The organism is Pseudomonas sp. LS-2 (assembly GCF_003605735.1).
GTDB lineage: Bacteria > Pseudomonadota > Gammaproteobacteria > Pseudomonadales > Pseudomonadaceae > Aquipseudomonas.
This window is the reverse complement of the sequence record NZ_QXTJ01000039.1, coordinates 828,406-850,194: the sequence shown is the minus strand read 5'-3', so window position 1 is coordinate 850,194 and position 21,789 is coordinate 828,406. Positions and strand designations below refer to the sequence as shown.

20 protein-coding genes and 2 pseudogenes are annotated in these 21,789 nt (G+C 57.1%); 2 read left to right on the top strand and 20 right to left on the bottom strand.

The window, feature by feature from the left end:
* Positions 1-13: 13 nt before the first annotated feature.
* From D3M70_RS25160 to gcvA, 3 genes are all read right to left on the bottom strand, one after another.
* A complete protein-coding gene (locus D3M70_RS25160; protein WP_120128303.1) occupies positions 14-1,522 on the bottom strand; it encodes a methionine--tRNA ligase in 1,509 nt (502 codons plus the stop codon).
* Complete coding sequence (locus D3M70_RS25155; RefSeq protein ID WP_120128302.1) at positions 1,522-1,965, bottom strand: cupin domain-containing protein; 444 nt, start codon at positions 1,963-1,965, stop codon at positions 1,522-1,524. The genes D3M70_RS25160 and D3M70_RS25155 overlap by 1 nt, the downstream gene beginning before the upstream one ends.
* 369 nt (positions 1,966-2,334) lie before the next feature.
* Complete coding sequence (gene gcvA / locus D3M70_RS25150) at positions 2,335-3,243, bottom strand: transcriptional regulator GcvA (RefSeq protein WP_120128301.1); 909 nt, start codon at positions 3,241-3,243, stop codon at positions 2,335-2,337.
* A gap of 157 nt (positions 3,244-3,400) precedes the next feature.
* Between gcvA and D3M70_RS25145 the strand changes: the two genes are divergently transcribed.
* A complete protein-coding gene (locus D3M70_RS25145; protein WP_120128300.1) occupies positions 3,401-4,324 on the top strand; it encodes a DMT family transporter in 924 nt (307 codons plus the stop codon).
* A gap of 200 nt (positions 4,325-4,524) precedes the next feature.
* Complete coding sequence (locus D3M70_RS25140; RefSeq protein ID WP_120128299.1) at positions 4,525-5,445, top strand: LysR substrate-binding domain-containing protein; 921 nt, start codon at positions 4,525-4,527, stop codon at positions 5,443-5,445.
* A 79-nt stretch (positions 5,446-5,524) separates the two neighbouring features.
* Here D3M70_RS25140 and glmS read toward each other — a convergent pair whose 3' ends face one another.
* From glmS to mnmG, 17 genes and pseudogenes are all read right to left on the bottom strand, one after another.
* Positions 5,525-7,360, bottom strand: a complete 1,836-nt coding sequence (gene glmS / locus D3M70_RS25135; RefSeq protein WP_120128298.1) for a glutamine--fructose-6-phosphate transaminase (isomerizing) — start codon at positions 7,358-7,360, stop codon at positions 5,525-5,527.
* Positions 7,361-7,369: 9 nt separating this feature from the next.
* Entirely contained in the window at positions 7,370-8,137 is a 768-nt protein-coding gene (locus D3M70_RS25130) for a DeoR/GlpR family DNA-binding transcription regulator (protein ID WP_120128297.1), read from the bottom strand.
* A 206-nt stretch (positions 8,138-8,343) separates the two neighbouring features.
* On the bottom strand, positions 8,344-9,711 hold the full coding sequence (gene glmU, locus D3M70_RS25125) for a bifunctional UDP-N-acetylglucosamine diphosphorylase/glucosamine-1-phosphate N-acetyltransferase GlmU (protein WP_120128296.1): 1,368 nt from the start codon (positions 9,709-9,711) through the stop codon (positions 8,344-8,346).
* A 125-nt stretch (positions 9,712-9,836) separates the two neighbouring features.
* A complete protein-coding gene (locus D3M70_RS25120; RefSeq protein ID WP_037016911.1) occupies positions 9,837-10,262 on the bottom strand; it encodes a F0F1 ATP synthase subunit epsilon in 426 nt (141 codons plus the stop codon).
* A gap of 44 nt (positions 10,263-10,306) precedes the next feature.
* Positions 10,307-11,683 (bottom strand): F0F1 ATP synthase subunit beta, encoded by a 1,377-nt coding sequence (atpD, locus tag D3M70_RS25115; RefSeq protein WP_062386203.1) that lies wholly within the window; start codon positions 11,681-11,683, stop codon positions 10,307-10,309.
* A gap of 28 nt (positions 11,684-11,711) precedes the next feature.
* Positions 11,712-12,572, bottom strand: coding sequence for a F0F1 ATP synthase subunit gamma (gene atpG, locus D3M70_RS25110; protein ID WP_081564626.1), 861 nt, complete (start codon positions 12,570-12,572; stop codon positions 11,712-11,714).
* Between the two features lie 50 nt (positions 12,573-12,622).
* Positions 12,623-14,167 (bottom strand): F0F1 ATP synthase subunit alpha, encoded by a 1,545-nt coding sequence (gene atpA, locus D3M70_RS25105; RefSeq protein WP_120128295.1) that lies wholly within the window; start codon positions 14,165-14,167, stop codon positions 12,623-12,625.
* A gap of 21 nt (positions 14,168-14,188) precedes the next feature.
* Positions 14,189-14,725 (bottom strand): F0F1 ATP synthase subunit delta, encoded by a 537-nt coding sequence (locus D3M70_RS25100; protein WP_037016920.1) that lies wholly within the window; start codon positions 14,723-14,725, stop codon positions 14,189-14,191.
* A gap of 12 nt (positions 14,726-14,737) precedes the next feature.
* Positions 14,738-15,208 (bottom strand): F0F1 ATP synthase subunit B, encoded by a 471-nt coding sequence (locus D3M70_RS25095; protein ID WP_062386210.1) that lies wholly within the window; start codon positions 15,206-15,208, stop codon positions 14,738-14,740.
* Between the two features lie 57 nt (positions 15,209-15,265).
* The gene (atpE, locus tag D3M70_RS25090) at positions 15,266-15,523 is read right to left on the bottom strand and encodes a F0F1 ATP synthase subunit C (RefSeq protein WP_002555987.1); all 258 of its coding nucleotides are present in this window, start codon (positions 15,521-15,523) and stop codon (positions 15,266-15,268) included.
* A 136-nt stretch (positions 15,524-15,659) separates the two neighbouring features.
* Positions 15,660-16,070: pseudogene (locus D3M70_RS33680) on the bottom strand (F0F1 ATP synthase subunit A); the annotation flags it as partial.
* 1 nt (position 16,071) lies between these two features.
* Positions 16,072-16,441, bottom strand: a pseudogene (locus D3M70_RS33675) (FoF1 ATP synthase subunit a); the annotation flags it as partial.
* Between the two features lie 64 nt (positions 16,442-16,505).
* Positions 16,506-16,913 (bottom strand): F0F1 ATP synthase subunit I, encoded by a 408-nt coding sequence (locus D3M70_RS25080; RefSeq protein WP_074757410.1) that lies wholly within the window; start codon positions 16,911-16,913, stop codon positions 16,506-16,508.
* A gap of 146 nt (positions 16,914-17,059) precedes the next feature.
* Complete coding sequence (locus D3M70_RS25075) at positions 17,060-17,932, bottom strand: ParB/RepB/Spo0J family partition protein (protein ID WP_120128294.1); 873 nt, start codon at positions 17,930-17,932, stop codon at positions 17,060-17,062.
* A gap of 9 nt (positions 17,933-17,941) precedes the next feature.
* Entirely contained in the window at positions 17,942-18,736 is a 795-nt protein-coding gene (locus tag D3M70_RS25070; protein ID WP_120128293.1) for a ParA family protein, read from the bottom strand.
* Positions 18,737-18,754: 18 nt separating this feature from the next.
* Complete coding sequence (rsmG, locus tag D3M70_RS25065) at positions 18,755-19,390, bottom strand: 16S rRNA (guanine(527)-N(7))-methyltransferase RsmG (protein WP_120128292.1); 636 nt, start codon at positions 19,388-19,390, stop codon at positions 18,755-18,757.
* 5 nt (positions 19,391-19,395) lie between these two features.
* Entirely contained in the window at positions 19,396-21,294 is a 1,899-nt protein-coding gene (gene mnmG / locus D3M70_RS25060; protein WP_120128291.1) for a tRNA uridine-5-carboxymethylaminomethyl(34) synthesis enzyme MnmG, read from the bottom strand.
* Between the last annotated feature and the right edge of the window lie 495 nt (positions 21,295-21,789).

Below are 21,789 nucleotides of genomic sequence, written 5' to 3'. Positions count from 1 at the left end.
CGTCACTCCCGGATCAGATCTCGTACTCGACGGCGCTGACGTACACCAGCTGATGGAACACTTCGTTCTCGGTAAAACGGCAGTAGCGCAGGATCTGCTTGGCAAGCTCGGGAAACACCGGCGCGCCGATGGCACCGATCAACCCCATGAACGGCAGAATTCGCTTGCCGAGCAACTGACGATCCCGAGCCGCGTTGATCACGTCCGACAGCAACACCGCCAGCCCCTTCATGGTGAAGTGATCCACCGATGTCACTTCGAACCAGCGCGTCACGAAGATCTTGATCGCCGATGCATCCGCCGAGCTCATCTTCAAGGTGTCACCTTCGATGCGCTCGCGTTCTGCTTGAGCCGCCAGCTTGACCAGCACTTCGTTGAACGTTTCTTCGCGCCAGGCCGCAAATTTCTTGACATCGAAATCATCGGTGTCCTGCTCCGGCGCGATGAGGGCCAGGTAAAACCGCGCACTGTCAGTGCATGCGTCAGCAACCAGATCCCGTGCCCAGATCGCGTAGTTGCGGCTGGTCGAGAGGTTCTTGCCGTTCAAGGTCAGGAACTGATTGGTGTAGAAGGTCTGACGCATGCGGTAGCCGTGCATGGTCTGCAACAAGGACGGATAAACCATCATGTGGCTGAATGCGCAGTCGTAGCCGAGGAAGTGCACCAGTCGGCCTTTTCCAGAGCGGCAGTATTCGTCGTATTCCCAAGGCGCATGTTTGTGTTCGTTGAGATACTCACGAAACGCGCCGAGATAGCCAGAAAGCCCCATGACCCAGGTATGGATACGACGGCTGCCGTCGGGCTTGAGGTCCAGACCCCCGTCATGCGGGCGAGTGATGCCCCAGTCCACCGGACCGATTTCGAACTCCTCATTGAGGAAACGGCGGATAAAAGGCCGGAGCGGCGCGTGTTCAAAGCTGCTTTTGAGGTGATTGCGGAAATTGGAAAGCGCCAGAAACTCTCGCTCCACAGGCCGCCAGATCATCTGCGCCGAACACAGCTTGCAGCGGAAGTTGCTCATCTTCGATGCATTGGGGGTATGCGCACACTCTTCGCACTGACTGGCGTCCGAGTCTGATCCACAGTGATCGCAGTGACCTCGCCCAAAGGCTTCATAGCCCCATTTGTCGCAGTGTTCGCAGTAAGGCTCCTGACTGACCTTCTTGTAGACCGCACCCGCCTTCACCGCAAACTCATACATCTCCTCAACCGCTTTCTTGAAGTAATTGTTGCGATAGGGGCGCATCCAGAAATCGACTTCTATCCCCATCTTCTTCAAGGTGTCGTTGATCTTGTCAGTGTTTTCCAGCGCCAACTCCTGTGGCGCACGGTCCAGTTCGATGCCACGGCGCAGCATGTACGACTGATAGTCGTCGGAGTACGAGACCAGCGTGCAGTCATGGCCTCGCTGGCGTTGCGCGCGAGTGTAGATATCGGCGGCGAGAAATGGGCCAGCCATATGACCGATATGCAGATCGCCATTGGGGGTTGGCGGAGTGATGGTGACCAGTAACTTGCCCATTACGAAGCCCTCTGATCGGACACGTCATGGATCGTCGCCTTTTGCAGCGCGAATTCGTTCAGGGCAACGGCCTGCTGGGCATCTTCGTCAAGGAATCGATTGGCCGAATCCCGATCCCACCAGACCACATAAAAGTGGAAGTCTTCGTCGGTGTCATTCAGCACGTAATGGTCAGTGTGTTTCGGGATGGCGGCGATATCGCCCATGGTGAACGGGTAAGTCTGATCGCCCACTACCAGTTTGGCGGTGCCTTTGATGCCGATGAAGAACTCCTGATCAATCTGGGTATGGGACAACGACTTCGTGTGTGGACGCACGACACACCAACCACCACCAATTGGCGTTGGATAACCGTCCCAAGGCAGCAGCCGGGAACCGTCCAGATCATATTCATGAACCAGTTTGTCCCACGCCATGGGGCGAAATATTTGAAAGTCAGTCATGGAGTTTCCCTCAGCCCGGAGCATCCCAGCTCGTTGTTTGATTGGCGCTCGCTGCTACTGAATAACGCCATTGAGTGGAGGGATAAGCTGAAGAAAATCCAAGAAGTGAGCAAACAAGAAATACGCAAGCAGCGGTTAAGTCTGACTTAACTCATCACTGCTTAATCAGTCGTTTTATCAACACGTTATGGGCATTAAACGGGTCCTGTGTAACCCGCTTGAACACTGAAGTAGGACTTAACTGTCGCGATAAACATCGAATTAAAACAGGCAGAACGCGACGACCTGACGCGGCCAGCGGGCGTCCGGCTCATTGCCGGAACTGTTCGAGAGGGCTGCCCGCGAGGCGGACTGCTAGAGAAATCCCGTTCAGCGGGTGGTGAACTCTCGCTGACTCGCAATGGCCTGAGACACCAGCCAGTCCCGAAATTGCCGACTGGATTTAGGCAAAATGGCGGTCTCGTCATAGACCAGGTAATACGCGATCGGTGTATCGATGGTTGCGCGAAAAGGCACCACCAATCGGCCTGAGGCCAACTCGTCTCGAATCAGCGAACGACGAACCAGCGCAATCCCCATTCCCGCCAACGCCGCTTCGATCACGCCATTGGAATCGACGAACACCGAGCCTCGATGCACTGCGGCCTCGGCGTCTTCAATACCCACCGCCCTGAGCCACAACGCCCAGTCTTCCCGGTGCTCGTCGTGCAGCAGGTTGTAGCTCTTCAGATCGATCGGTGATGACAGGTAGCGCGAATCCGGCAGCAGGCTTGGGCTACAGACCGGTTGAAGCCGGTCGTTGATCAGCATCTCGACCTCAAGGCCTGGATAGCGCCCAAGGCCGTGGCGCACCGCGAAATCAACACCATCGCCCAACAAGTCAACGAGCCTGTTGGTGGTGCTGATCAACACTTCGATACCGGGGCAAATGGCTTGAAAATCGGGAAGGCGCGGCAGTAGCCACTGCATGGCGAAGCCGCTGGTGCAACTGACGGTGATGGTGTTGGGACCGTTATCGCTCATCAGTCGCTGGGTCGCGTCGGAAATCTGCCCCAACGCCGGGCGAATGGCCCGCAGGTAGATCTTGCCCTCCGGGGTCAACTCCAGGCGTTTGGTATTGCGGATGAACAGCGTCACGCCCACGGCCTTTTCAAGCTTGGCGATCTGTTGACTGATCGCCGCCGGGGTCACGAAAAGCTCGCCCGCCGCGCTCTTCATGCTGGCGTGACGCCCTGTCGCTTCGAAACACAGCAGCGCGTACAGGGGCGGGAATTTCATGCCGGTCCTCAGTTAAGAAAATCTAATGCGCTTAAGAAAAGCTCGCTTGAGCACGGCTTGAGACACTGCTCAAATCATCACACCCCGACTCAGCGAGCGTCAATCAGCAAGTGTGGAGTCGTTCTTCAGGGTGTATTGGATTTGAGAAGGAAGTGTCATGAGGCCCTCTGACTTTGTTCGGTTACTTCTGCTCGCCGCAATATGGGGCGCAAGTTTCCTTTTCATGCGCGTGGCCGCGCCGGTATTAGGCGCATTGCCGACTGCGTTCTTCAGGGTATTACTCGGTGCGATCGGTTTATTTGTAATTCTTGCCATGCTGAAAACGCGTCACGATTTCCAGGGCAAACTCAAAGCCACAATGGTTTTGGGTGTTATCAATTCCGGCATTCCGTTCTTGATGTACAGCATGGCCGCATTGTTATTGCCAGCGGGGTACTCGGCGATTCTCAACGCGACCACTCCTTTGATGGGTGTCCTGATTGGCTCGATGTTCTTCAATGACACGTTGACCCCGAAAAAAGCGGCAGGCGTTTTCATCGGCCTGCTGGGGATAACTTTGCTGACCACCACCGGCCCGGTGACGTTCACCACGACCGTGGTCATGGGAGCGCTGGCCTGTCTGGTCGCGACCAGTTGCTACGGCGCGGCAGGCTTCCTGACCCGTCAATGGATAGCGGACCAGGGTGGCCTCGACGCCAAACTGGTCGCTTTTGGCAGCCAGATCGGCGCCACGCTTTTCCTCGCGCCATTCTTCGCGATCTCGACCACCGTCAACCCGCCCGCCTCCTGGGGCAACTCAACCGTCTGGCTGGCCTTGGCTGCCGTCGGGTTCATCTGCACGGCGTGTGCTTACATTCTGTATTTCCGCCTGATTGCCGACATTGGCCCGGTCCGATCACTGACGGTCACCTTTCTGGTACCGCCATTTGGCGTGCTCTGGGGTGTGATGTTTCTCGACGAAAGCCTGTCCGCTGGACATCTCTACGGCGGCGGCCTGATCTGTCTGGCGGTGTGGTTCGTGCTCAGCAAGAGCAGACCCAAGCCAGCGGCCGAAACACAGGACACCCCTGCAACCACCTGATCGAACAGTTATCCACAGCTGAACCCGAGACGCGGTTGTCTGGTGGCGTTGACCAGACGGGGCGCTGTTGTGCCCGGATTTCCTCTAACCGCCGCGTGCAATGAAACAGACAGGCTTTCTGGAACGACCGAAATGGCGACACTCACTGGCTCACTGACTTTATGGCCTTGCGGCTGTGACATCTCGGCGGAGTATGCAAGATGAGCAGAGCGATTCCGTTGATCGCCCTTCGTACCTTCGTCGAGGTGTGCAAGGTCGGCAGCATGAAACGAGCGGCGGACCACCTGTGCGTATCTCCTGCCGCGATCAGCCAGCAAATAAAGGGCCTTGAAGACCAGATTGGCAAGCGCCTGTTTGAGCGAGACGCCAAGGGCATACAACTGACCGCCAGTGGTCGCAGCCTGTTCGACGAACTCGCCGATACCTTCGACGTCATCGAAAAAGCCTGGTCAGGAGCGGCGCACAAGCAGCCCAGGCAAACGCGGCTGGTCATCAGCACGACGTCTACCATCGCCAGTACCTGGCTGATCCCGGCATTGGGAGATTTCAAGGAACGCTGCCCGAACATCGAAATTTCGATCCAGATCTGTAACGGTTTGTCCGACCTGAAACATGGGCATGTGGATATCTCCATCCAGCGGGAAATGGCCAGCAGCCCCGACAATCACGCCACACGACTCTGGTCCTCGTATCTGATCCCCGTGTGCAGTCCGACCCTGTTGGACAAACAGCACAACATCAAAACCCCGCAGGACTGCCTGACTTATCCACTGCTGCAAGACACTGAGCGCAATTACTGGAAGGTGTGGATGAATGCATTCGGCATGGGCAACCGAAAAATGATTCAAGGCTCCAGTTATGGCGACGAATCCCTGTTGATAAGTGCCGCCTGCGCCGGCCAAGGGATCGCGCTGGTCAACAGCGTCTTTGCCTCCGAAGCCTTGCAATCCAAGCGCCTGGTGCAAGTTACCCATGCGACATCCGAGCTCAAATTCGACTATTTCGTGTACTGCGCCAAGGAGCGTCGCGAGGAATGGGCAATCGTCGAGTTTATGAAATGGGCGGTGATGCAGGCGGGGAAATCGGAAAACAAAGAGACTACGCAGATGAGTGCGGCGTGATCTGACAGTTATCTACAGGCAAAAACGACAAACCCACCTCAGGGGTGGGTTTGTCGTGGTTAAACGGACTGTGGATAACTTATTCCACTGTGACGGATTTCGCCAGGTTGCGCGGCTGATCGACGTCAGTGCCCTTGAGCACGGCCACATAGTACGAAAGCAGTTGCAGCGGAATGGTGTACAGGATCGGGGCGAGTGCATCGATGATGTGCGGCATCGAGATGACGTGGGTCCCCTCCCCGTTGTTCAGACCGGCCTGCTCGTCGGCAAAGACCACCAGTTCGCCGCCGCGGGCGCGGACTTCCTGCAGGTTGGACTTCAGCTTTTCCAGCAACTCGTTGTTCGGTGCCACGGTCACGACGGGCATGTCGCTGTCGACCAGCGCCAGAGGGCCATGCTTGAGCTCGCCTGCCGGATAAGCTTCGGCGTGGATGTAGGAAATCTCCTTGAGTTTCAAGGCACCTTCCATCGCTACCGGGAATTGCGCCCCGCGCCCGAGGAACAGGGTGTGGTTCTTCTCAGAGAACAGCTCGGCCACCTTCTCCACGGTGCTGTCCATCGCCAACGCTTCACCCAGGCGAGTTGGCAAACGGCGCAGTTCCTCAACCAGCTCGGCCTCGACACCAGCGCCCAGCGAGCCTTTTACCTGGCCCAGTGACAGGGTCAGCAACATCAGCGCCACCAGTTGGGTAGTGAACGCCTTGGTGGACGCGACGCCGATTTCCGGACCGGCCTGGGTCAACAACGTCAGGTCCGATTCCCGGACCAACGAGCTGATGCCGACGTTACAGATAGCCAGGCTGGCGAGGAAGCCCAGTTCTTTCGCGTTACGCAGCGCCGCGAGTGTATCTGCCGTTTCACCAGACTGCGAAATCGAAACGAACAACGTATCAGGCTGCACCACGACCTTGCGATAGCGGAATTCGCTGGCCACTTCAACCTGACATGGAATTCCTGCCAGACCTTCGAGCCAGTAACGGGCGACCATGCCGGCGTGGTAGCTGGTGCCACAGGCCACGATTTGAACGTTGCGGACTTTCGCGAACAGCTCAGCCGCTTGCGGACCGAACGCCTGCACCAGCACCTGCTGCTCACCCAGACGACCTTCCAGGGTTCGTTGAACCACTTTTGGCTGCTCATGGATTTCCTTGAGCATGAAGTGACGAAACTCACCTTTGTCAGCCGCTTCGGCGCCTTCGCGATGCTGCACGATTTCACGCTCGACCGACTGCCCATCAGCTGCCCAGATCTGCACGCTGTCGCGACGAATCTCGGCGATGTCGCCCTCTTCCAGATACACGAAACGGTCGGTGACCTGACGCAACGCCAGTTGGTCCGAAGCCAGGAAGTTTTCACCCAGTCCCAGGCCCACTACCAACGGGCTGCCGCTGCGAGCTGCAACCACACGATCCGGCTGTTTTGCGCTGATCACGGCCAGACCGTATGCACCATGCAGTTCCTTGACCGTTGCCTTGAGTGCTGCGGTGAGGTCTGGGGTGTCCTGCAATTTATGGTGCAGCAAATGGACGATGACTTCGGTGTCGGTGTCCGAGGTGAACAGATAGCCCAAAGCTTTCAGGCGTTCGCGCAGGGGTTCATGATTCTCGATGATGCCGTTGTGGACAACGGCCAGTTCGCCACTCGAGAAATGCGGGTGGGCATTGTGTTCGACAGGTGCGCCATGTGTCGCCCAACGGGTATGAGCAATACCCAGACGACCCACCAGAGGCTCACCCGCCAGCGATTGCTCAAGTTCGTTGACCTTACCCACGCGGCGGCGGCGCTCAAGCACACCGGCGTTGCTGAACAGGGCAACACCCGCACTGTCGTAACCGCGGTATTCGAGACGCTTGAGGCCTTCCAGCAAAATGGCAGTGACATTACGTTCAGCGACGGCGCCGACGATTCCACACATGGTCTTCTCCTAGGAAACAGCGGCGCAGATCAAAGTAACGCCGCGAGCCTGAATTTGTTCGCGTGCCTCCTGAGGCAGGCGATCATCGGTGATAAAGGTATGGACACTGCTCCACGGCAGTTCCAGATTCGGAATCTTGCGACCGACTTTGTCGGCCTCGACCATTACGATCACTTCGCGAGACACTTCAGCCATCACTCGACTCAAGCCCAGCAGTTCGTTGAAGGTCGTGGTGCCACGCAGCAAATCGATGCCGTCGGCGCCAATGAACAACTGGTCGAAGTCATAAGAACGCAGCACCTGCTCGGCGACCTGTCCCTGAAACGATTCAGAATGGGGGTCCCAGGTACCGCCAGTCATAAGCAATACCGGTTCATGTTCCAGCTCGCCGAGGGCATTCGCGACATGCAGCGAATTGGTCATGACCACCAGGCCGGGCTGTTGACCCAGCTCGGGAATCATCGCTGCGGTGGTACTGCCGCTATCGATAATGATGCGAGCATGTTCGCGGATGAGGTTCACAGCGGCGCGAGCGATGGCTTGTTTGTACCGGGAGACCGGTTGTCCTGGCTCCCCGATCAGCTCCTGAGGCATAGGAACCGCACCGCCGTAGCGACGCATCAGCAAACCGTTACTTTCCAGCGCAGCGAGATCCTTGCGAACCGTAACTTCTGAGGTTTCGAATCGTCTGGCCAATTCGTCGACGCTGACCTCGCCTTTTTCATTGAGCAAGGCGAGGATGTTATGGCGGCGCTGTGGAGTATTGCGTTTCGACATTTCGGCTCGCAAGTTTCGTTTCGAAAGATAACGAAGCGAATAGAAACCTAACGAAAGATCTTAGTCAAGCGGGAGATGTCAATAAAGCCGGATAAGGCTCAGTTCCTTATCAGTCGGGCCACGCAACATCTGTGGATAAACGGAAGGTTCCACGCTCGAACCGAATCAGGCCTTACAACCATCAGGCCTGACTCAATGTGGATAACTTAGCTTTTTTTGGTTTTGACTGGACGTTTCCACCCATCGACATTGCGCTGTCGGGCCCGAGCAACGGCGAGTTGCCCCGCCGCCACATCCTGAGTGATGGTCGAACCGGCTGCGGTGTTCGCGCCCGTCGAGATATTCACAGGCGCCACCAGTGAGTTGTTCGAACCAATGAAGACATCCTCACCCAGTACCGTCTTGTGCTTGTTGGCACCGTCGTAGTTACACGTAATGGTGCCCGCACCGATGTTGGTCCGTGCGCCAATGACAGCATCGCCGAGGTAGCTTAGGTGTCCCGCCTTGGCGCCCTCGCCCATCTCGGCATTCTTGAGTTCTACGAAGTTGCCTACATGCGCGCGTGGCCCCAGCACGCTTCCCGGACGCAGGCGCGCGAACGGACCAGCATCGGCCGCTTCACCGACGATAGCGCCTTCCAGATGACTGTTGGCCTTGATGACCGCGCCTTTGCGCAAGGTGCTGTCCTTGATGACGCAATTAGGGCCAATGGAAACGTCATCCTCGATGATGACGCGTCCTTCGAGAATCACGTTGATATCGATCATCACGTCTCGACCGACCGTGATTTCACCACGCACGTCGAAACGTGCAGGGTCACGCAATGTGACCCCTGAAGCCATCAGGCGGCGAGCTTCACGCAACTGGTAATGACGCTCCAGATCGGAAAGTTGCTTGCGATCGTTGGCGCCCTGCACTTCCATGGCATCGAGAGGCTGCGCGGTCGCTACAGTCAAACCGTCTTGCACTGCCATGGCGATTACGTCTGTCAGGTAGTACTCGCCTTGGGCGTTGTGGTTGGACAGACGACTCAGCCAGTCTGCGAGACGCTTGCCAGGCACTGCGAGAATGCCGGTGTTGCCTTCTTTGATCGCTTTCTGCGCTTCGCTCGCGTCCTTGTGCTCGACGATGGCACTGACGCGACCCTGCGCGTCACGGACGATACGGCCATAACCCGTTGGATCGTCCAGCGTGACGGTCAGCAAACCCAGTTGTTGATCGTCGACCAGGGTGAGCAGACGTTGCAGTGTGGCGACCTCTATCAGCGGAACATCGCCATACAGAATCAAGACGATATCGGCACTCAACACCGGCACCGCCTGAGCAACGGCATGACCGGTACCCAGCTGCTTGTCCTGCAGCACGAAATTGAGGTCATCGGCGGCGAGTTGCTCGCGAACCCGTTCGGCGCCATGGCCGATCACCACGTGAATGCCTTCAGGCGAAAGCTGACGAGCGCTGTGGATAACATGTCCCAGCATGGAGTTACCCGCCACGGGGTGCAGGACCTTGGGCAGGGCCGAACGCATACGAGTGCCCTGACCCGCAGCAAGAATGACGATATCGAGAGACATGAAGGGATTCCAGGCGAGCGAGCCGCAGCCTAAGCCGGGCCGTTGATTCAGGAAAAAAGAGCGGAAAAAGAAAAAGGGTAGCCGAGGCTACCCTTTTACTCAATCGCGCATGAACGTCGCTGGCCTTAGCCGCCGAACTTCTTGCGAATTTGCTGAACGGTGCGCAGCTGAGCCGCGGCCTCCGCCAGACGTGCAGCAGCAGACCCGTAATCGAAATCTGCGCCTTTTTCGTTCAGGGCGCGCTCGGCAGCCTTAACGGCTTCCTGAGCAGAGGCTTCGTCCAGGTCAGCAGCGCGTTGCACGGTATCGGCAAGCACTTTGACCATGTTCGGTTGAACCTCAAGGAAACCGCCGGAGATGTAGAACACCTCGGCTTCTCCACCCTGCTTGATCAGACGGATCGGGCCCGGCTTCAGATCAGTGATCAGCGGCGCGTGACCTGGAGCAATACCGATATCACCCAGGTTACCGTGTGCAATCACCATCTCGACCAGACCGGAGAAAATCTCTCCTTCCGCGCTGACGATATCGCAATGGACTGTCATAGCCATTTGCTTGCCTCAACCTGATTAGCGCCCGTTGCCGGGCACCTGGATTACAGTTTCTTGGCTTTCTCGATCGCTTCTTCGATGCCGCCGACCATGTAGAACGCTTGTTCTGGCAGGTGGTCGTACTCACCGGCGAGGATGCCTTTGAAGCCAGCAATGGTGTCTTTCAGGGAAACGTATTTACCCGAAGCACCGGTGAAGACTTCAGCCACGAAGAACGGCTGCGACAGGAAGCGCTGAATCTTACGAGCACGGGATACCAACTGCTTGTCGGTTTCCGACAGCTCGTCCATACCCAGGATCGCGATGATGTCTTTCAGCTCTTTGTAGCGCTGCAGAACGTACTGGACGCCGCGAGCGGTGTCGTAGTGGTCCTGGCCGATGACGTTCGGGTCCAGCTGGCGCGAAGTCGAGTCCAGTGGGTCGACCGCCGGGTAGATACCCAGGGAGGCGATGTCACGGGACAGAACGACGGTGGCGTCCAGGTGGGCGAAGGTGGTCGCTGGCGACGGGTCGGTCAAGTCGTCCGCTGGTACGTATACCGCCTGGATCGAGGTGATCGAACCTTCTTTGGTCGAAGTGATGCGCTCTTGCAGCACGCCCATCTCTTCAGCCAGGGTCGGCTGGTAACCTACTGCCGAAGGCATACGGCCCAGCAGTGCGGATACTTCAGTACCGGCCAGTGTGTAACGATAGATATTGTCGACGAACAGCAGAACGTCGTTACCTTCGTCACGGAACTTCTCGGCCATGGTCAGGCCGGTCAGAGCTACGCGCAGACGGTTTCCCGGCGGCTCGTTCATCTGGCCGTAAACCAGTGCCACTTTGTCCAGAACGTTGGAGTCCTTCATCTCGTGGTAGAAGTCGTTACCCTCACGAGTACGCTCACCCACACCGGCGAACACGGAATAACCGCTGTGCTCGATGGCGATGTTACGGATCAGTTCCATCATGTTTACGGTCTTGCCAACACCGGCACCACCGAACAGACCGACTTTACCGCCTTTGGCAAACGGGCAAACCAGGTCGATGACCTTGATGCCGGTTTCCAGAAGGTCGTTGCCGCCTGCCTGATCAGCGAACGAAGGCGCAGGACGGTGAATGCCCCAGCGCTCTTCGGTATCGATCGGGCCAGCTTCGTCGATCGGGTTACCGAGGACGTCCATGATCCGGCCCAGAGTCGCTTTACCGACCGGTACGGAGATGGCTGCGCCGCTGTCGATAACGTCCAGACCGCGCTTCAAGCCTTCGGTGGAACCCATCGCAATGGTACGAACTACACCGTCGCCCAGCTGCTGCTGAACTTCGAGAGTAGTTTCCGCGCCTTGTACTTTCAGCGCGTTGTAGATGCTCGGTACGCTGTCGCGTGGAAATTCCACGTCGATCACGGCGCCGATGATTTGAACGATACGTCCGCTACTCATTAGCTGGATCCTCTGAATATTTGAACCGTTAAACCGCGGCAGCGCCGCCGACGATTTCCGAGATCTCTTGGGTGATCGCTGCCTGACGCGCCTTGTTGTAGATCAGCTGCAAATCGCTGATCAGGTCACCGGCGTTGTCAGTGGCGTTCTTCATCGCGATCATCCGCGCAGCTTGTTCAGCTGCGTTGTTCTCGACCACCGCCTGGTAGACCTGCGACTCCACGTAACGGACCATCAAGCCGTCCAGCAGCTCTTTGGCGTCGGGTTCGTACAGGTAATCCCAGTGGTGCTTGAGTTCTTGATCCTGGGTGGCGACCAACGGAATCAACTGCTCGACCGTTGGCTGCTGCGTCATGGTGTTGACGAACTTGTTGGATACCACGGACAGGCGGTCAATACGGCCCTCCAGGTAGGCATCCAGCATCACCTTGACGCTGCCGATCAAATCGTTGATCGATGGCTCTTCGCCCAAGTGGCTGATCGCAGCGACGACGTTACCGCCGAAGTTGCGGAAAAACGCCGCACCTTTGCTGCCGACCACGCACAGATCGATCTCTACGCCGTTTTCACGGTTCTTCGCCATGTCCTTGACCAAAGCCTTGAACAGGTTGGTATTCAAGCCACCGCACAGACCACGGTCACTGCTCACCACGATATAACCGACGCGCTTTACGTCGCGATCGATCATGAACGGGTGGCGGTATTCCGGGTTTGCGTTGGCAAGATGACCAATCACCTGGCGGATGCGCTCCGCGTAAGGACGGCTAGCAGCCATGCGCATTTGAGCCTTGCGCATTTTGCTGACCGCCACTTTTTCCATGGCGCTGGTGATCTTTTGCGTGCTTTTGATGCTCGCAATCTTGCTGCGAATCTCTTTTGCGCCTGCCATGTAACACCTATCAGGTTAGCAAGCGGGAGCCTCGCGACTCCCGCTGCGGCTTACCAGGTTTGGGTGGCCTTGAACTTCTCGATACCGGCTTTGAGGCCAGAATCGATTTCGTCATTGAAGTCACCCTTCACGTTGATCTTCGCCATCAAATCGGCGTGATCGCGGTTGAAGTAAGCAATCAGCGCTTGTTCAAAGCTGCCGACCTTGGCGATTTCGACGTCAGTCAGGAACCCACGCTCAGCGGCATACAGCGACAGCGACATGTCGGCGATCGACATTGGCGCGTATTGCTTCTGCTTCATCAGCTCGGTAACGCGCTGACCATGCTCAAGTTGCTTACGGGTCGCTTCGTCCAGGTCAGAAGCGAACTGGGCGAATGCCGCCAGTTCACGGTACTGAGCCAGAGCGGTACGGATACCACCGGACAGCTTCTTGATGATCTTGGTCTGAGCGGCACCGCCCACACGGGATACCGAAACACCGGCGTTCACTGCCGGGCGGATGCCGGAGTTGAACATGGCCGATTCCAGGAAGATCTGACCGTCGGTGATGGAAATCACGTTGGTCGGAACGAACGCGGAAACGTCGCCAGCCTGGGTTTCGATGATCGGCAGTGCGGTCAGGGAACCGGTTTTGCCGGTCACTGCGCCGTTGGTGAACTTCTCTACGTACTCTTCAGAAACGCGGGATGCGCGCTCCAGCAGACGGGAGTGGAGATAGAACACGTCGCCTGGGTAAGCTTCACGGCCTGGTGGACGGCGCAGCAGCAGGGAAATCTGGCGGTAAGCCACTGCTTGCTTGGACAGATCGTCATAAACGATCAGCGCGTCTTCACCGCGGTCGCGGAAGAACTCGCCCATGGTGCAACCGGCGTAAGGCGCCAGGAATTGCAGCGCAGGAGATTCCGAAGCACTGGCAGCCACGATGATCGTGTTGGCCAGAGCGCCGTTTTCTTCCAGCTTGCGAACAACGTTGGCGATGGTCGATTGCTTCTGACCAATTGCTACGTATACGCAGAAGATGCCGCTGTCTTTCTGGTTGATGATCGCGTCGATCGCCAGAGCGGTTTTACCGATCTGACGGTCACCGATGATCAGCTCACGCTGGCCACGGCCGACAGGGATCATGGCATCGACAGCCTTGTAGCCAGTCTGTACAGGCTGGTCTACCGACTTACGCCAGATAACGCCTGGAGCAACTTTCTCGACCGCATCGGTCTCGGTGTTGTTCAGAGGACCTTTACCGTCCACAGGGTTACCCAGTGCATCGACAACGCGACCCAGCAGTTCCTTACCAACCGGAATCTCCAGGATACGGCCAGTGCACTTGGCGCTCATGCCTTCGGCAAGAGAGGTGTATGCGCCCAGTACGACAGCACCCACGGAGTCTTGCTCCAGGTTGAGTGCCATACCGTAAACGCCGCCCGGGAACTCGATCATTTCGCCGTACATAGCGTCGGCCAGACCGTGAATCCGCACGATACCGTCAGACACGCTGACGACAGTGCCTTCGTTGCGGGCTTGGGAGGCTACATCGAGTTTCTCGATGCGGCCCTTGATGATTTCACTTATTTCGGAAGGATTGAGTTGCTGCATTGCTCTGCTGCCCCTTCAAACTCAAGATTTCAATGCTTCGGCTAGTTGCGCGAGTTTGCCGCGAACTGAGCCATCGATAACCAGGTCGCCGGCGCGGATGATGACACCACCTATCAGGGCGGCATCCTCCGCAGCGTGCAGGCGCACTTCCCGGCCGAGCCGTGCACTGAGAACCTTGGCGAGTTTGTCTTGCTGTTCTTGGTTCAATGCAAAAGCACTGGTCACATCCACATCTACCGATTTTTCCTGCTCGGCCTTGTACAGCTCGAACAGTTCGGAGATCTCCGGCAAAAGCTGGAGACGGTCGTTTTCGGCAACGACATGGATGAAATTCTGTGCCTTGGCATCGAACTTGTCGCCGCACACCTCAATAAAAGTGGCGGCCTTGTCTGCGCTCGTCAGTCGCGGGGCCTTGAGCATGCGCTGCATGGTGTCATCTTGCGACACCGCAGCAGCCAGGCCGAGCATGGCTGACCAATTGGCCAGCTGCTGGTGCGCCTGTGCATGCTCGAAGGCTGCCTTAGCGTAAGGTCGGGCCAACGTGGTCAGTTCTGCCATGATCGCCCTCGCTTAAATTTCTGCAGCCAGTTTGTTAACCAGCTCCGCGTGCGCGTTTTGATCGATTGTGGCACCCAGGATCTTCTCTGCGCCGTTGACTGCCAGGCTACCCAGTTGGGCGCGCAGCGCGTCTTTGACGCCGTTCAGTTCCTGCTCGATCTCGGCCTGAGCCTGAGCCTTGATGCGGTCAGCATCGACACGGGCCTGTTCACGGGCTTCGTCGACAATCTGAGTACCGCGTTTCTTGGCTTGCTCAATGATCTCAGCTGCCTGAGCTTTCGCTTCGCGCAGTTGCTGACCCGCTTTATCTTGGGCCAGCTCCAGGTCGCGAGCTGCTCGGGTGGCAGCGTCCAGTCCATCCGCGATCTTCTTCTGACGTTCGTGCAAAGCCGCGATGACCGGAGGCCACACGAACTTCATGCAGAACAGCACAAAAATGAAGAACGCAACGGACTGGCCAATCAGGGTTGCATTAATGTTCACGCCAACACCTCGCTCGTTCGTTGTCCATCACACCAATCAACTCGAAAATTCGAGCGATTAGCCAGCGAGTTGACCAACGAAGGGGTTCGCAAAAGTGAAGAACAGAGCGATACCAACACCGATCATGGTCACGGCGTCGAGCAGACCAGCCACGATGAACATTTTAACTTGCAGCATTGGAACCATTTCTGGCTGACGCGCTGCGCCTTCCAGGAACTTGCCGCCCAGCAGGCCGAAACCGATTGCAGTACCCAGAGCGCCCAGGCCGATCAGCAGTGCAACAGCGATAGCAGTTAGACCAACTACAGTTTCCATCTTTCCTCCCGACTTTTACGTCGTATTGGTTAGGTTTTTTTAGATTAAAGCGGTAAAGCAAAATCGTTTTTTACATCAGCCCTTACGGGCGCCCCCTCACCGCGGTGAGGGGATCATCAGACTCGCCAGGCGGGTCTTAATGGTTATCTTCGTGAGCCATCGAAAGATAGACGATGGTCAGCATCATGAAGATGAACGCTTGCAGGGTGATGATCAGGATGTGGAATACAGCCCACGCCCATTGCAGAACCACGCCCAGGCCGCTGAGCCAGAGCAGGCCGCTGCCGAACATGACCGCGATCAGGATGAACACCAGTTCGCCAGCGTACATGTTGCCGAAAAGACGCAGAGCCAGAGAAACCGGTTTGGCGATCAGGGTCACGAATTCAAGCAGGAAGTTCACAGGGATCAACAGCGCCTGAACAAGGACGTTCTTGCTGCCAAACGGGTGCAGGGTCAGCTCGCCGATGAAACCGCCGATACCCTTGACCTTGATGCTGTAGAAAATGATCAGTGCGAAGACCGAAAGCGCCATGCCAATCGTTGCNGGTCGCCGGAAATCATCACGGCCAACTGAGGAATCCAGTCAACGGGTACCAGGTCGACCGCGTTCATCAGGAAAACCCAGACGAAGATGGTCAGCGCCAGTGGAGCGATAACCGCACTGCGACCATGGAAGCTGTCTTTCACGCTGCCATCGACGAACTCGATCAGAACTTCGACAAAGTTCTGCAGCGCGCCTGGCTGACCAGAAGTCGCTTTCTTCGCCGCCATGCGAAAGATCAGGACAAAAATCAGCCCAAGAGCCACCGACCAGCCGAGAGTATCGAGGTGGAAAGCCCAAAAGCCCATTTCTTTTGCTTCTGCTGCGGAATGCGCGAAGCCCCAAGTGCCGTCAGGCAAATGACCGAAGGTCAAGTTCTGCAGGTGGTGCTGGATATAGCCCGAAGCTGTTTGCTCTGCCATGGTTGCCTCAAACGCCCTAAGGTCTCAAAAGTCTTGTTCTCATTAGCAGGGGTGCGAACCAACTGACCAACTGGGTCAGCATGAACACGCCGAAAACAGCCAGCGGGGCCAGCGGCTTCACGCCTGCAAAGGTCAGTGCAAACAGCACTGCCGTAAAAATCAGTTTGCCCGCCTCGCCGGCGTAGAACGACCGAACGATGGCTTGCGCTGCCCTGGCCCCGGAAAACCGGAACGCTTTATGGGCAAAGTACAAATTGGGCAGCCAAGCTATCAGGCCTCCGCAAAGCCCTGAGTATCCAGCTACGACTCCATGCCACTGCCAAAGCGTCACCGCGGCCAGCAACAGGACAATCAGTTGAGCCAGCAATACCGGGAAAACAGCCAGACGATGGAATGGCAAGCGGTTTGGCGTGCGTGTCTCCATCACATGGGCTCCTCGTATGCCAGCCGCCAAAATCAATAACTTGGCATAATTTGTGCCGACAAAATGCGCGCAGAGTATAGGGGCGGTTCAGCCCCTATTCAACTGCCGGGTAGTGATTTCCGACTACGCGCTACGTACGATATGTTTCAGCGGATGTGGGCGAGGACGCCCTGCAACTCGTCCAGCGAGTTGTAACGGATCACCAACTGGCCTTTTCCCTTCTGACCGTGGCGAATCTGTACCGCAGAGCCCAGCCGCTCGGCCAGACGCTGTTCAAGCCTAGTGATATCCGGATCGGCTTTTGCGGGTGCGACAGGCTCCTGTTTGCCACTCAACCACTGCCGTACCAGTGCCTCAGTCTGGCGCACGGTCAGCCCGCGTGCGACAACATGTCGCGCCCCGTCCACCTGCCGTTCTTCAGGCAGACCCAGCAATGCCCGAGCGTGTCCCATTTCAAGGTCGCCATGGGACAACATGGTCTTGATGACTTCCGGCAGTGCGATCAGACGCAGCAAATTGGCCACACTGACCCGTGACTTACCCACAGCCTCGGCAACCTGTTGCTGGGTCAGCTGGAACTCCTGCTGCAGGCGCTGCAGCGCGATGGCCTCTTCGATCGGATTGAGGTCTTCGCGCTGAATGTTCTCGATCAGCGCCATGGCAATGGCGGCTTCGTCCGGAACATCGCGCACCATTGCAGGAATCGTCTCGACGCCGGCTTGCTGACTCGCGCGCCAACGGCGCTCGCCCGCGATGATCTCGAAACGGTTGTCAGCAATCGGACGCACCACGATCGGCTGCATGACGCCCTGAGCTTTGATCGAGTTGGCCAGTTCTTCCAGCGCCTGTGGGTCCATGTCCCGACGCGGCTGATATTTGCCACGCTGAATCAGATCCAGCGGAATATGCTGGAGCTCGCGTTGATCGGCCTGAACGGCCTGTTCCTCAAGCGCACTGACGGTGGGACTGCTCAGAAGTGCGTCCAGCCCACGTCCAAGTCCTCGTTTCTTGACGGCCATGGGATTTCCTTAAGTGGGCTGGGCGGCGGAGCGGGAGGGCCGACGTTGACGACGAACCATCTCGCCAGCCAAAGCCAGATACGCCAGCGCGCCACGCGAAGTCTTGTCGTAGGCCAAGGCAGGCATGCCGAAACTCGGCGCCTCCGCCAGACGGATGTTGCGCGGGATCACAGTGTCGTAGAGCTGATCGCCGAAATGCTCCTTTAGCTGAGCAGATACATCGTTGATCAGGCTCAGACGTGGGTCGTACATCGTCCGAAGCAGGCCTTCGACCTTGAGCTGTGGATTAAGCAATTCAGCGATGCGCTTGATGTTATCCACAAGGTCGCTCAACCCTTCCAGCGCAAAATACTCGCACTGCATCGGGATGATCACGCCATCGGCGGCCACCAACGCATTGAGTGTCAACATTGACAGCGACGGCGGGCAGTCGATAAGGATGTAATCGTAGTTCTCGCGAATCGGCCCCAAAGCCGTACGCAGCCGGGACTCTTTCATCTGCATTTCCAGCAGAACCACTTCGGCAGCGGTCAGGTCGCGGTTCGCAGGCAGCAGTTGATAACCGCCGTGCTCGGAAAAGTGCATCGCCTGGTTCAGGTCGCATTCGCCGATCAGCAGATCGTAGACAGAATGTTCCAGCGCGTGTTTATCCACACCGCTTCCCATGGTGGCGTTGCCTTGTGGATCGAGATCGATCAACAACACCCGCCGCTTGGTAGCCACCAGCGACGCTGCGAGGTTGATACAGGTGGTGGTCTTGCCCACACCACCTTTTTGGTTCGCTATCGCGAATACCTTAGCCATTATTGCGTGTGTTCCCTGTCATGCCGTGCGGCGCAGTATCAGCAGATGCCGTTGACCTTGGCAACCGGGTACGGCCAAGGCTTGCGCGCTTTCCAGATGAAAATCTGCGGGCAATGCTACCAGTTCATCGGCAGGATGCAGACCCTTCATTGCCAGCCAGCGGGTTTCTTTGTCGCCCATGTGACGTGTCCACTGGGTGAAGTCCTCAAGACTGCTGAAGGCGCGGGAAATAATTCCCGTAAACGGCACTGCCGGCTGAAAAGCTTCTGCACGACTGTGGATAACTTCAAGGTTGTCGAGCTTGAGCTCGAGTTTGACCTGAGTCAGAAAACGAGTTTTCTTGCCGTTACTGTCCAGGCAGGTGACCTTCATGTCCGGAAACAGGATGGCGAGCGGGATGCCTGGCATCCCTCCACCGCTGCCAACGTCAAGCTGCCGTTCGCCCTGGATAAAGGGAACGACGCTCAGACTGTCGAGCAGATGACGAGAGACCATTTCGTCAGGATCGCGAACGGCGGTCAGGTTGTAGGCCTTGTTCCACTTGATCAGCAATGCCAGGTAGGCCAGCAGTTTTTCATGCTGGGCTTCGCTCAGGTCGACGCCCAGTTCGCGAGCGCCAAGGGTGAGTTCTTCTGCGTGCTGCGGGGTGACCATAGAACTCAAGCGCTTTGCTCCAACTGACGGCCCGCGCCGCGTTTTTTCAAATGAATCATCAACAGCGAAATGGCCGCCGGGGTCACGCCTGGAATGCGAGATGCCTGACCGAGCGTTTCTGGACGAGTTATCCCCAGCTTGCTCTGGATTTCTTTCGACAGGCCGGAAATGTTCGTGTAATCGATATCGTCCGGCAACCGGGTATTTTCGCTGGCCCGCAGCCGAGCGATTTCGTCCTGCTGGCGATCAATGTAACCGGCGTACTTGGTTTTGATCTCGACCTGTTCGGCGACCTGTGGATCGATGGAGCCTTGCCCCGTCAGTGCCACGAGCCCGGCGTAATCGATTTCCGGACGGCTCAAGAGGTTGAGCAGATTGTATTCGTGGGTCAGGGGCGTACCGAAGTGCGCCGACACCGCATCGCCTTGTTCAGTGCCGGGGCGTATCCAGGTCGATTTCAAGCGCTGTTCTTCCTGTTCGATGCCTTCGCGTTTGGCGCAGAACGCTGCCCAACGCGCATCGTCGACCAATCCCAGCTCTCGACCCTTTTCGGTCAGGCGCAGGTCGGCGTTGTCTTCGCGCAGGATCAGACGGTACTCGGCGCGAGAAGTGAACATGCGGTACGGCTCTTGGGTCCCCAGCGTAATCAGGTCATCCACCAGCACCCCGATGTAGGCCTCATCGCGACGCGGGCACCAGCTGTCCTTGCCCTGTGCACGCAGCGCGGCGTTGGCGCCTGCGAGCAGACCTTGCGCTCCGGCTTCCTCGTAACCGGTAGTGCCATTGATCTGCCCGGCGAAGAACAAGCCGCCGATGACTTTGGTTTCCAGGCTGTATTTCAGGTCTCGGGGATCGAAATAATCGTATTCGATGGCGTAGCCGGGGCGAACGATGTGGGCATTTTCCATCCCGCGAATCGAACGCACGATCTGCAATTGCACGTCGAATGGCAGCGAAGTCGAAATGCCGTTCGGGTACAGCTCATGAGTCGTCAGGCCTTCGGGCTCGATGAAGACCTGGTGGCTTTCCTTGTCGGCGAAGCGGTGGATCTTGTCTTCGATCGACGGGCAATAACGTGGGCCTACACCTTCGATTTCCCCGGCTGCCGAGTACATCGGCGAACGGTCGAGGTTCGCGGCGATGATTTCGTGAGTACGAGCGTTGGTGTGGGTAATCCAGCAACTGACCTGCCGTGGATGCTGTTCTTTGGAGCCCAGGAACGACATGACCGGGATCGGCGTGTCTCCCGGTTGTTCGGTCATCATGGAGAAATCCACGGAACGGCCATCGATTCGTGGAGGTGTCCCGGTTTTGAGGCGACCGACACGCAACGGTAACTCGCGTAAGCGGCGAGCCAGAGCGATCGACGGGGGATCGCCGGCACGGCCACCGGAGTAGTTCTGCAACCCAATGTGGATAAGTCCGCCCAAGAAGGTCCCGGTAGTCAGAACCACAGAGTCAGCCATGAAGCGCAGACCCATCTGGGTCACAACGCCACGTACCTGATCCTGCTCGACAATCAGATCATCGCAGGCCTGCTGAAATATCCACAGGTTCGGCTGGTTTTCGATGATTTCGCGGATCGCGGCCTTATACAGAATGCGGTCAGCCTGAGCACGAGTGGCCCGAACTGCAGGCCCTTTTCGACTGTTCAGAACACGAAACTGGATGCCACCCAAATCGGTCGCGGTGGCCATGGCCCCGCCGAGTGCATCGATTTCTTTGACCAGATGGCTTTTGCCAATCCCGCCAATGGCAGGGTTGCAACTCATTTGGCCCAGGGTTTCCACGTTATGCGTAAGCAGCAGGGTTTTCGCCCCCATGCGTGCAGACGCCAGTGCTGCCTCGGTACCGGCATGACCGCCGCCGATGACGATCACTTCAAAACGGGAAGGGAAATCCACCACGCACCTCGTGCCTGTTAAATGGGGGGAATAGGAAATTGGCGGCAAGTATAGGGACTTCGCCCCCCTGAAAGGAACCTTTTGCGCAAAATTTAACCAGCTGTGGATGAGTGGCGGTTAAAGAAATTAAAAAGAAAGAAATTTATAAAATCTTTGTTTTTATGTTTATGTATGGTGAGCATGATTTCTGTGGATAGATTTACCTAGACCTTTATTTACATGATGTACAGAGGTTTAAAAGTCTGTGGTCATGTGTGGATGAGGCCCTTGGATAACCCGTTTAAGCCTGTGGATTAAAAGGGTAGTTGTCCACAGGGCGGATTATCCTCAGGACCAGGCCCCACTTATCAACTGACCTTAATTGAGGTTATGCACAGGGCTCATTTAATGGTTTGGAGGCGTAGGGCGAGAAAATGCGCACGCGCAGCTGTGTCCCGGCGAGCAGATCGAGCCATTGATTGGATGTCAGAGAAGGAGAGAGCAGGCAGGTCGGGG

What these genes read in the sequence shown, in the direction of transcription:
- D3M70_RS25160 (WP_120128303.1), bottom strand. Translation starts at nt 1,522, where the DNA reads ATGGGCAAGTTACTGGTCACCATCACTCCGCCAACCCCCAATGGCGAT.
- D3M70_RS25155 (WP_120128302.1), bottom strand. Translation starts at nt 1,965, where the DNA reads ATGACTGACTTTCAAATATTTCGCCCCATGGCGTGGGACAAACTGGTT.
- gcvA (WP_120128301.1), bottom strand. Translation starts at nt 3,243, where the DNA reads ATGAAATTCCCGCCCCTGTACGCGCTGCTGTGTTTCGAAGCGACAGGG.
- D3M70_RS25145 (WP_120128300.1), top strand. Translation starts at nt 3,401, where the DNA reads ATGAGGCCCTCTGACTTTGTTCGGTTACTTCTGCTCGCCGCAATATGG.
- D3M70_RS25140 (WP_120128299.1), top strand. Translation starts at nt 4,525, where the DNA reads ATGAGCAGAGCGATTCCGTTGATCGCCCTTCGTACCTTCGTCGAGGTG.
- glmS (WP_120128298.1), bottom strand. Translation starts at nt 7,360, where the DNA reads ATGTGTGGAATCGTCGGCGCCGTCGCTGAACGTAATGTCACTGCCATT.
- D3M70_RS25130 (WP_120128297.1), bottom strand. Translation starts at nt 8,137, where the DNA reads ATGTCGAAACGCAATACTCCACAGCGCCGCCATAACATCCTCGCCTTG.
- glmU (WP_120128296.1), bottom strand. Translation starts at nt 9,711, where the DNA reads ATGTCTCTCGATATCGTCATTCTTGCTGCGGGTCAGGGCACTCGTATG.
- D3M70_RS25120 (WP_037016911.1), bottom strand. Translation starts at nt 10,262, where the DNA reads ATGGCTATGACAGTCCATTGCGATATCGTCAGCGCGGAAGGAGAGATT.
- atpD (WP_062386203.1), bottom strand. Translation starts at nt 11,683, where the DNA reads ATGAGTAGCGGACGTATCGTTCAAATCATCGGCGCCGTGATCGACGTG.
- atpG (WP_081564626.1), bottom strand. Translation starts at nt 12,572, where the DNA reads ATGGCAGGCGCAAAAGAGATTCGCAGCAAGATTGCGAGCATCAAAAGC.
- atpA (WP_120128295.1), bottom strand. Translation starts at nt 14,167, where the DNA reads ATGCAGCAACTCAATCCTTCCGAAATAAGTGAAATCATCAAGGGCCGC.
- D3M70_RS25100 (WP_037016920.1), bottom strand. Translation starts at nt 14,725, where the DNA reads ATGGCAGAACTGACCACGTTGGCCCGACCTTACGCTAAGGCAGCCTTC.
- atpE (WP_002555987.1), bottom strand. Translation starts at nt 15,523, where the DNA reads ATGGAAACTGTAGTTGGTCTAACTGCTATCGCTGTTGCACTGCTGATC.
- D3M70_RS25080 (WP_074757410.1), bottom strand. Translation starts at nt 16,913, where the DNA reads ATGGAGACACGCACGCCAAACCGCTTGCCATTCCATCGTCTGGCTGTT.
- D3M70_RS25075 (WP_120128294.1), bottom strand. Translation starts at nt 17,932, where the DNA reads ATGGCCGTCAAGAAACGAGGACTTGGACGTGGGCTGGACGCACTTCTG.
- D3M70_RS25070 (WP_120128293.1), bottom strand. Translation starts at nt 18,736, where the DNA reads ATGGCTAAGGTATTCGCGATAGCGAACCAAAAAGGTGGTGTGGGCAAG.
- rsmG (WP_120128292.1), bottom strand. Translation starts at nt 19,390, where the DNA reads ATGGTCACCCCGCAGCACGCAGAAGAACTCACCCTTGGCGCTCGCGAA.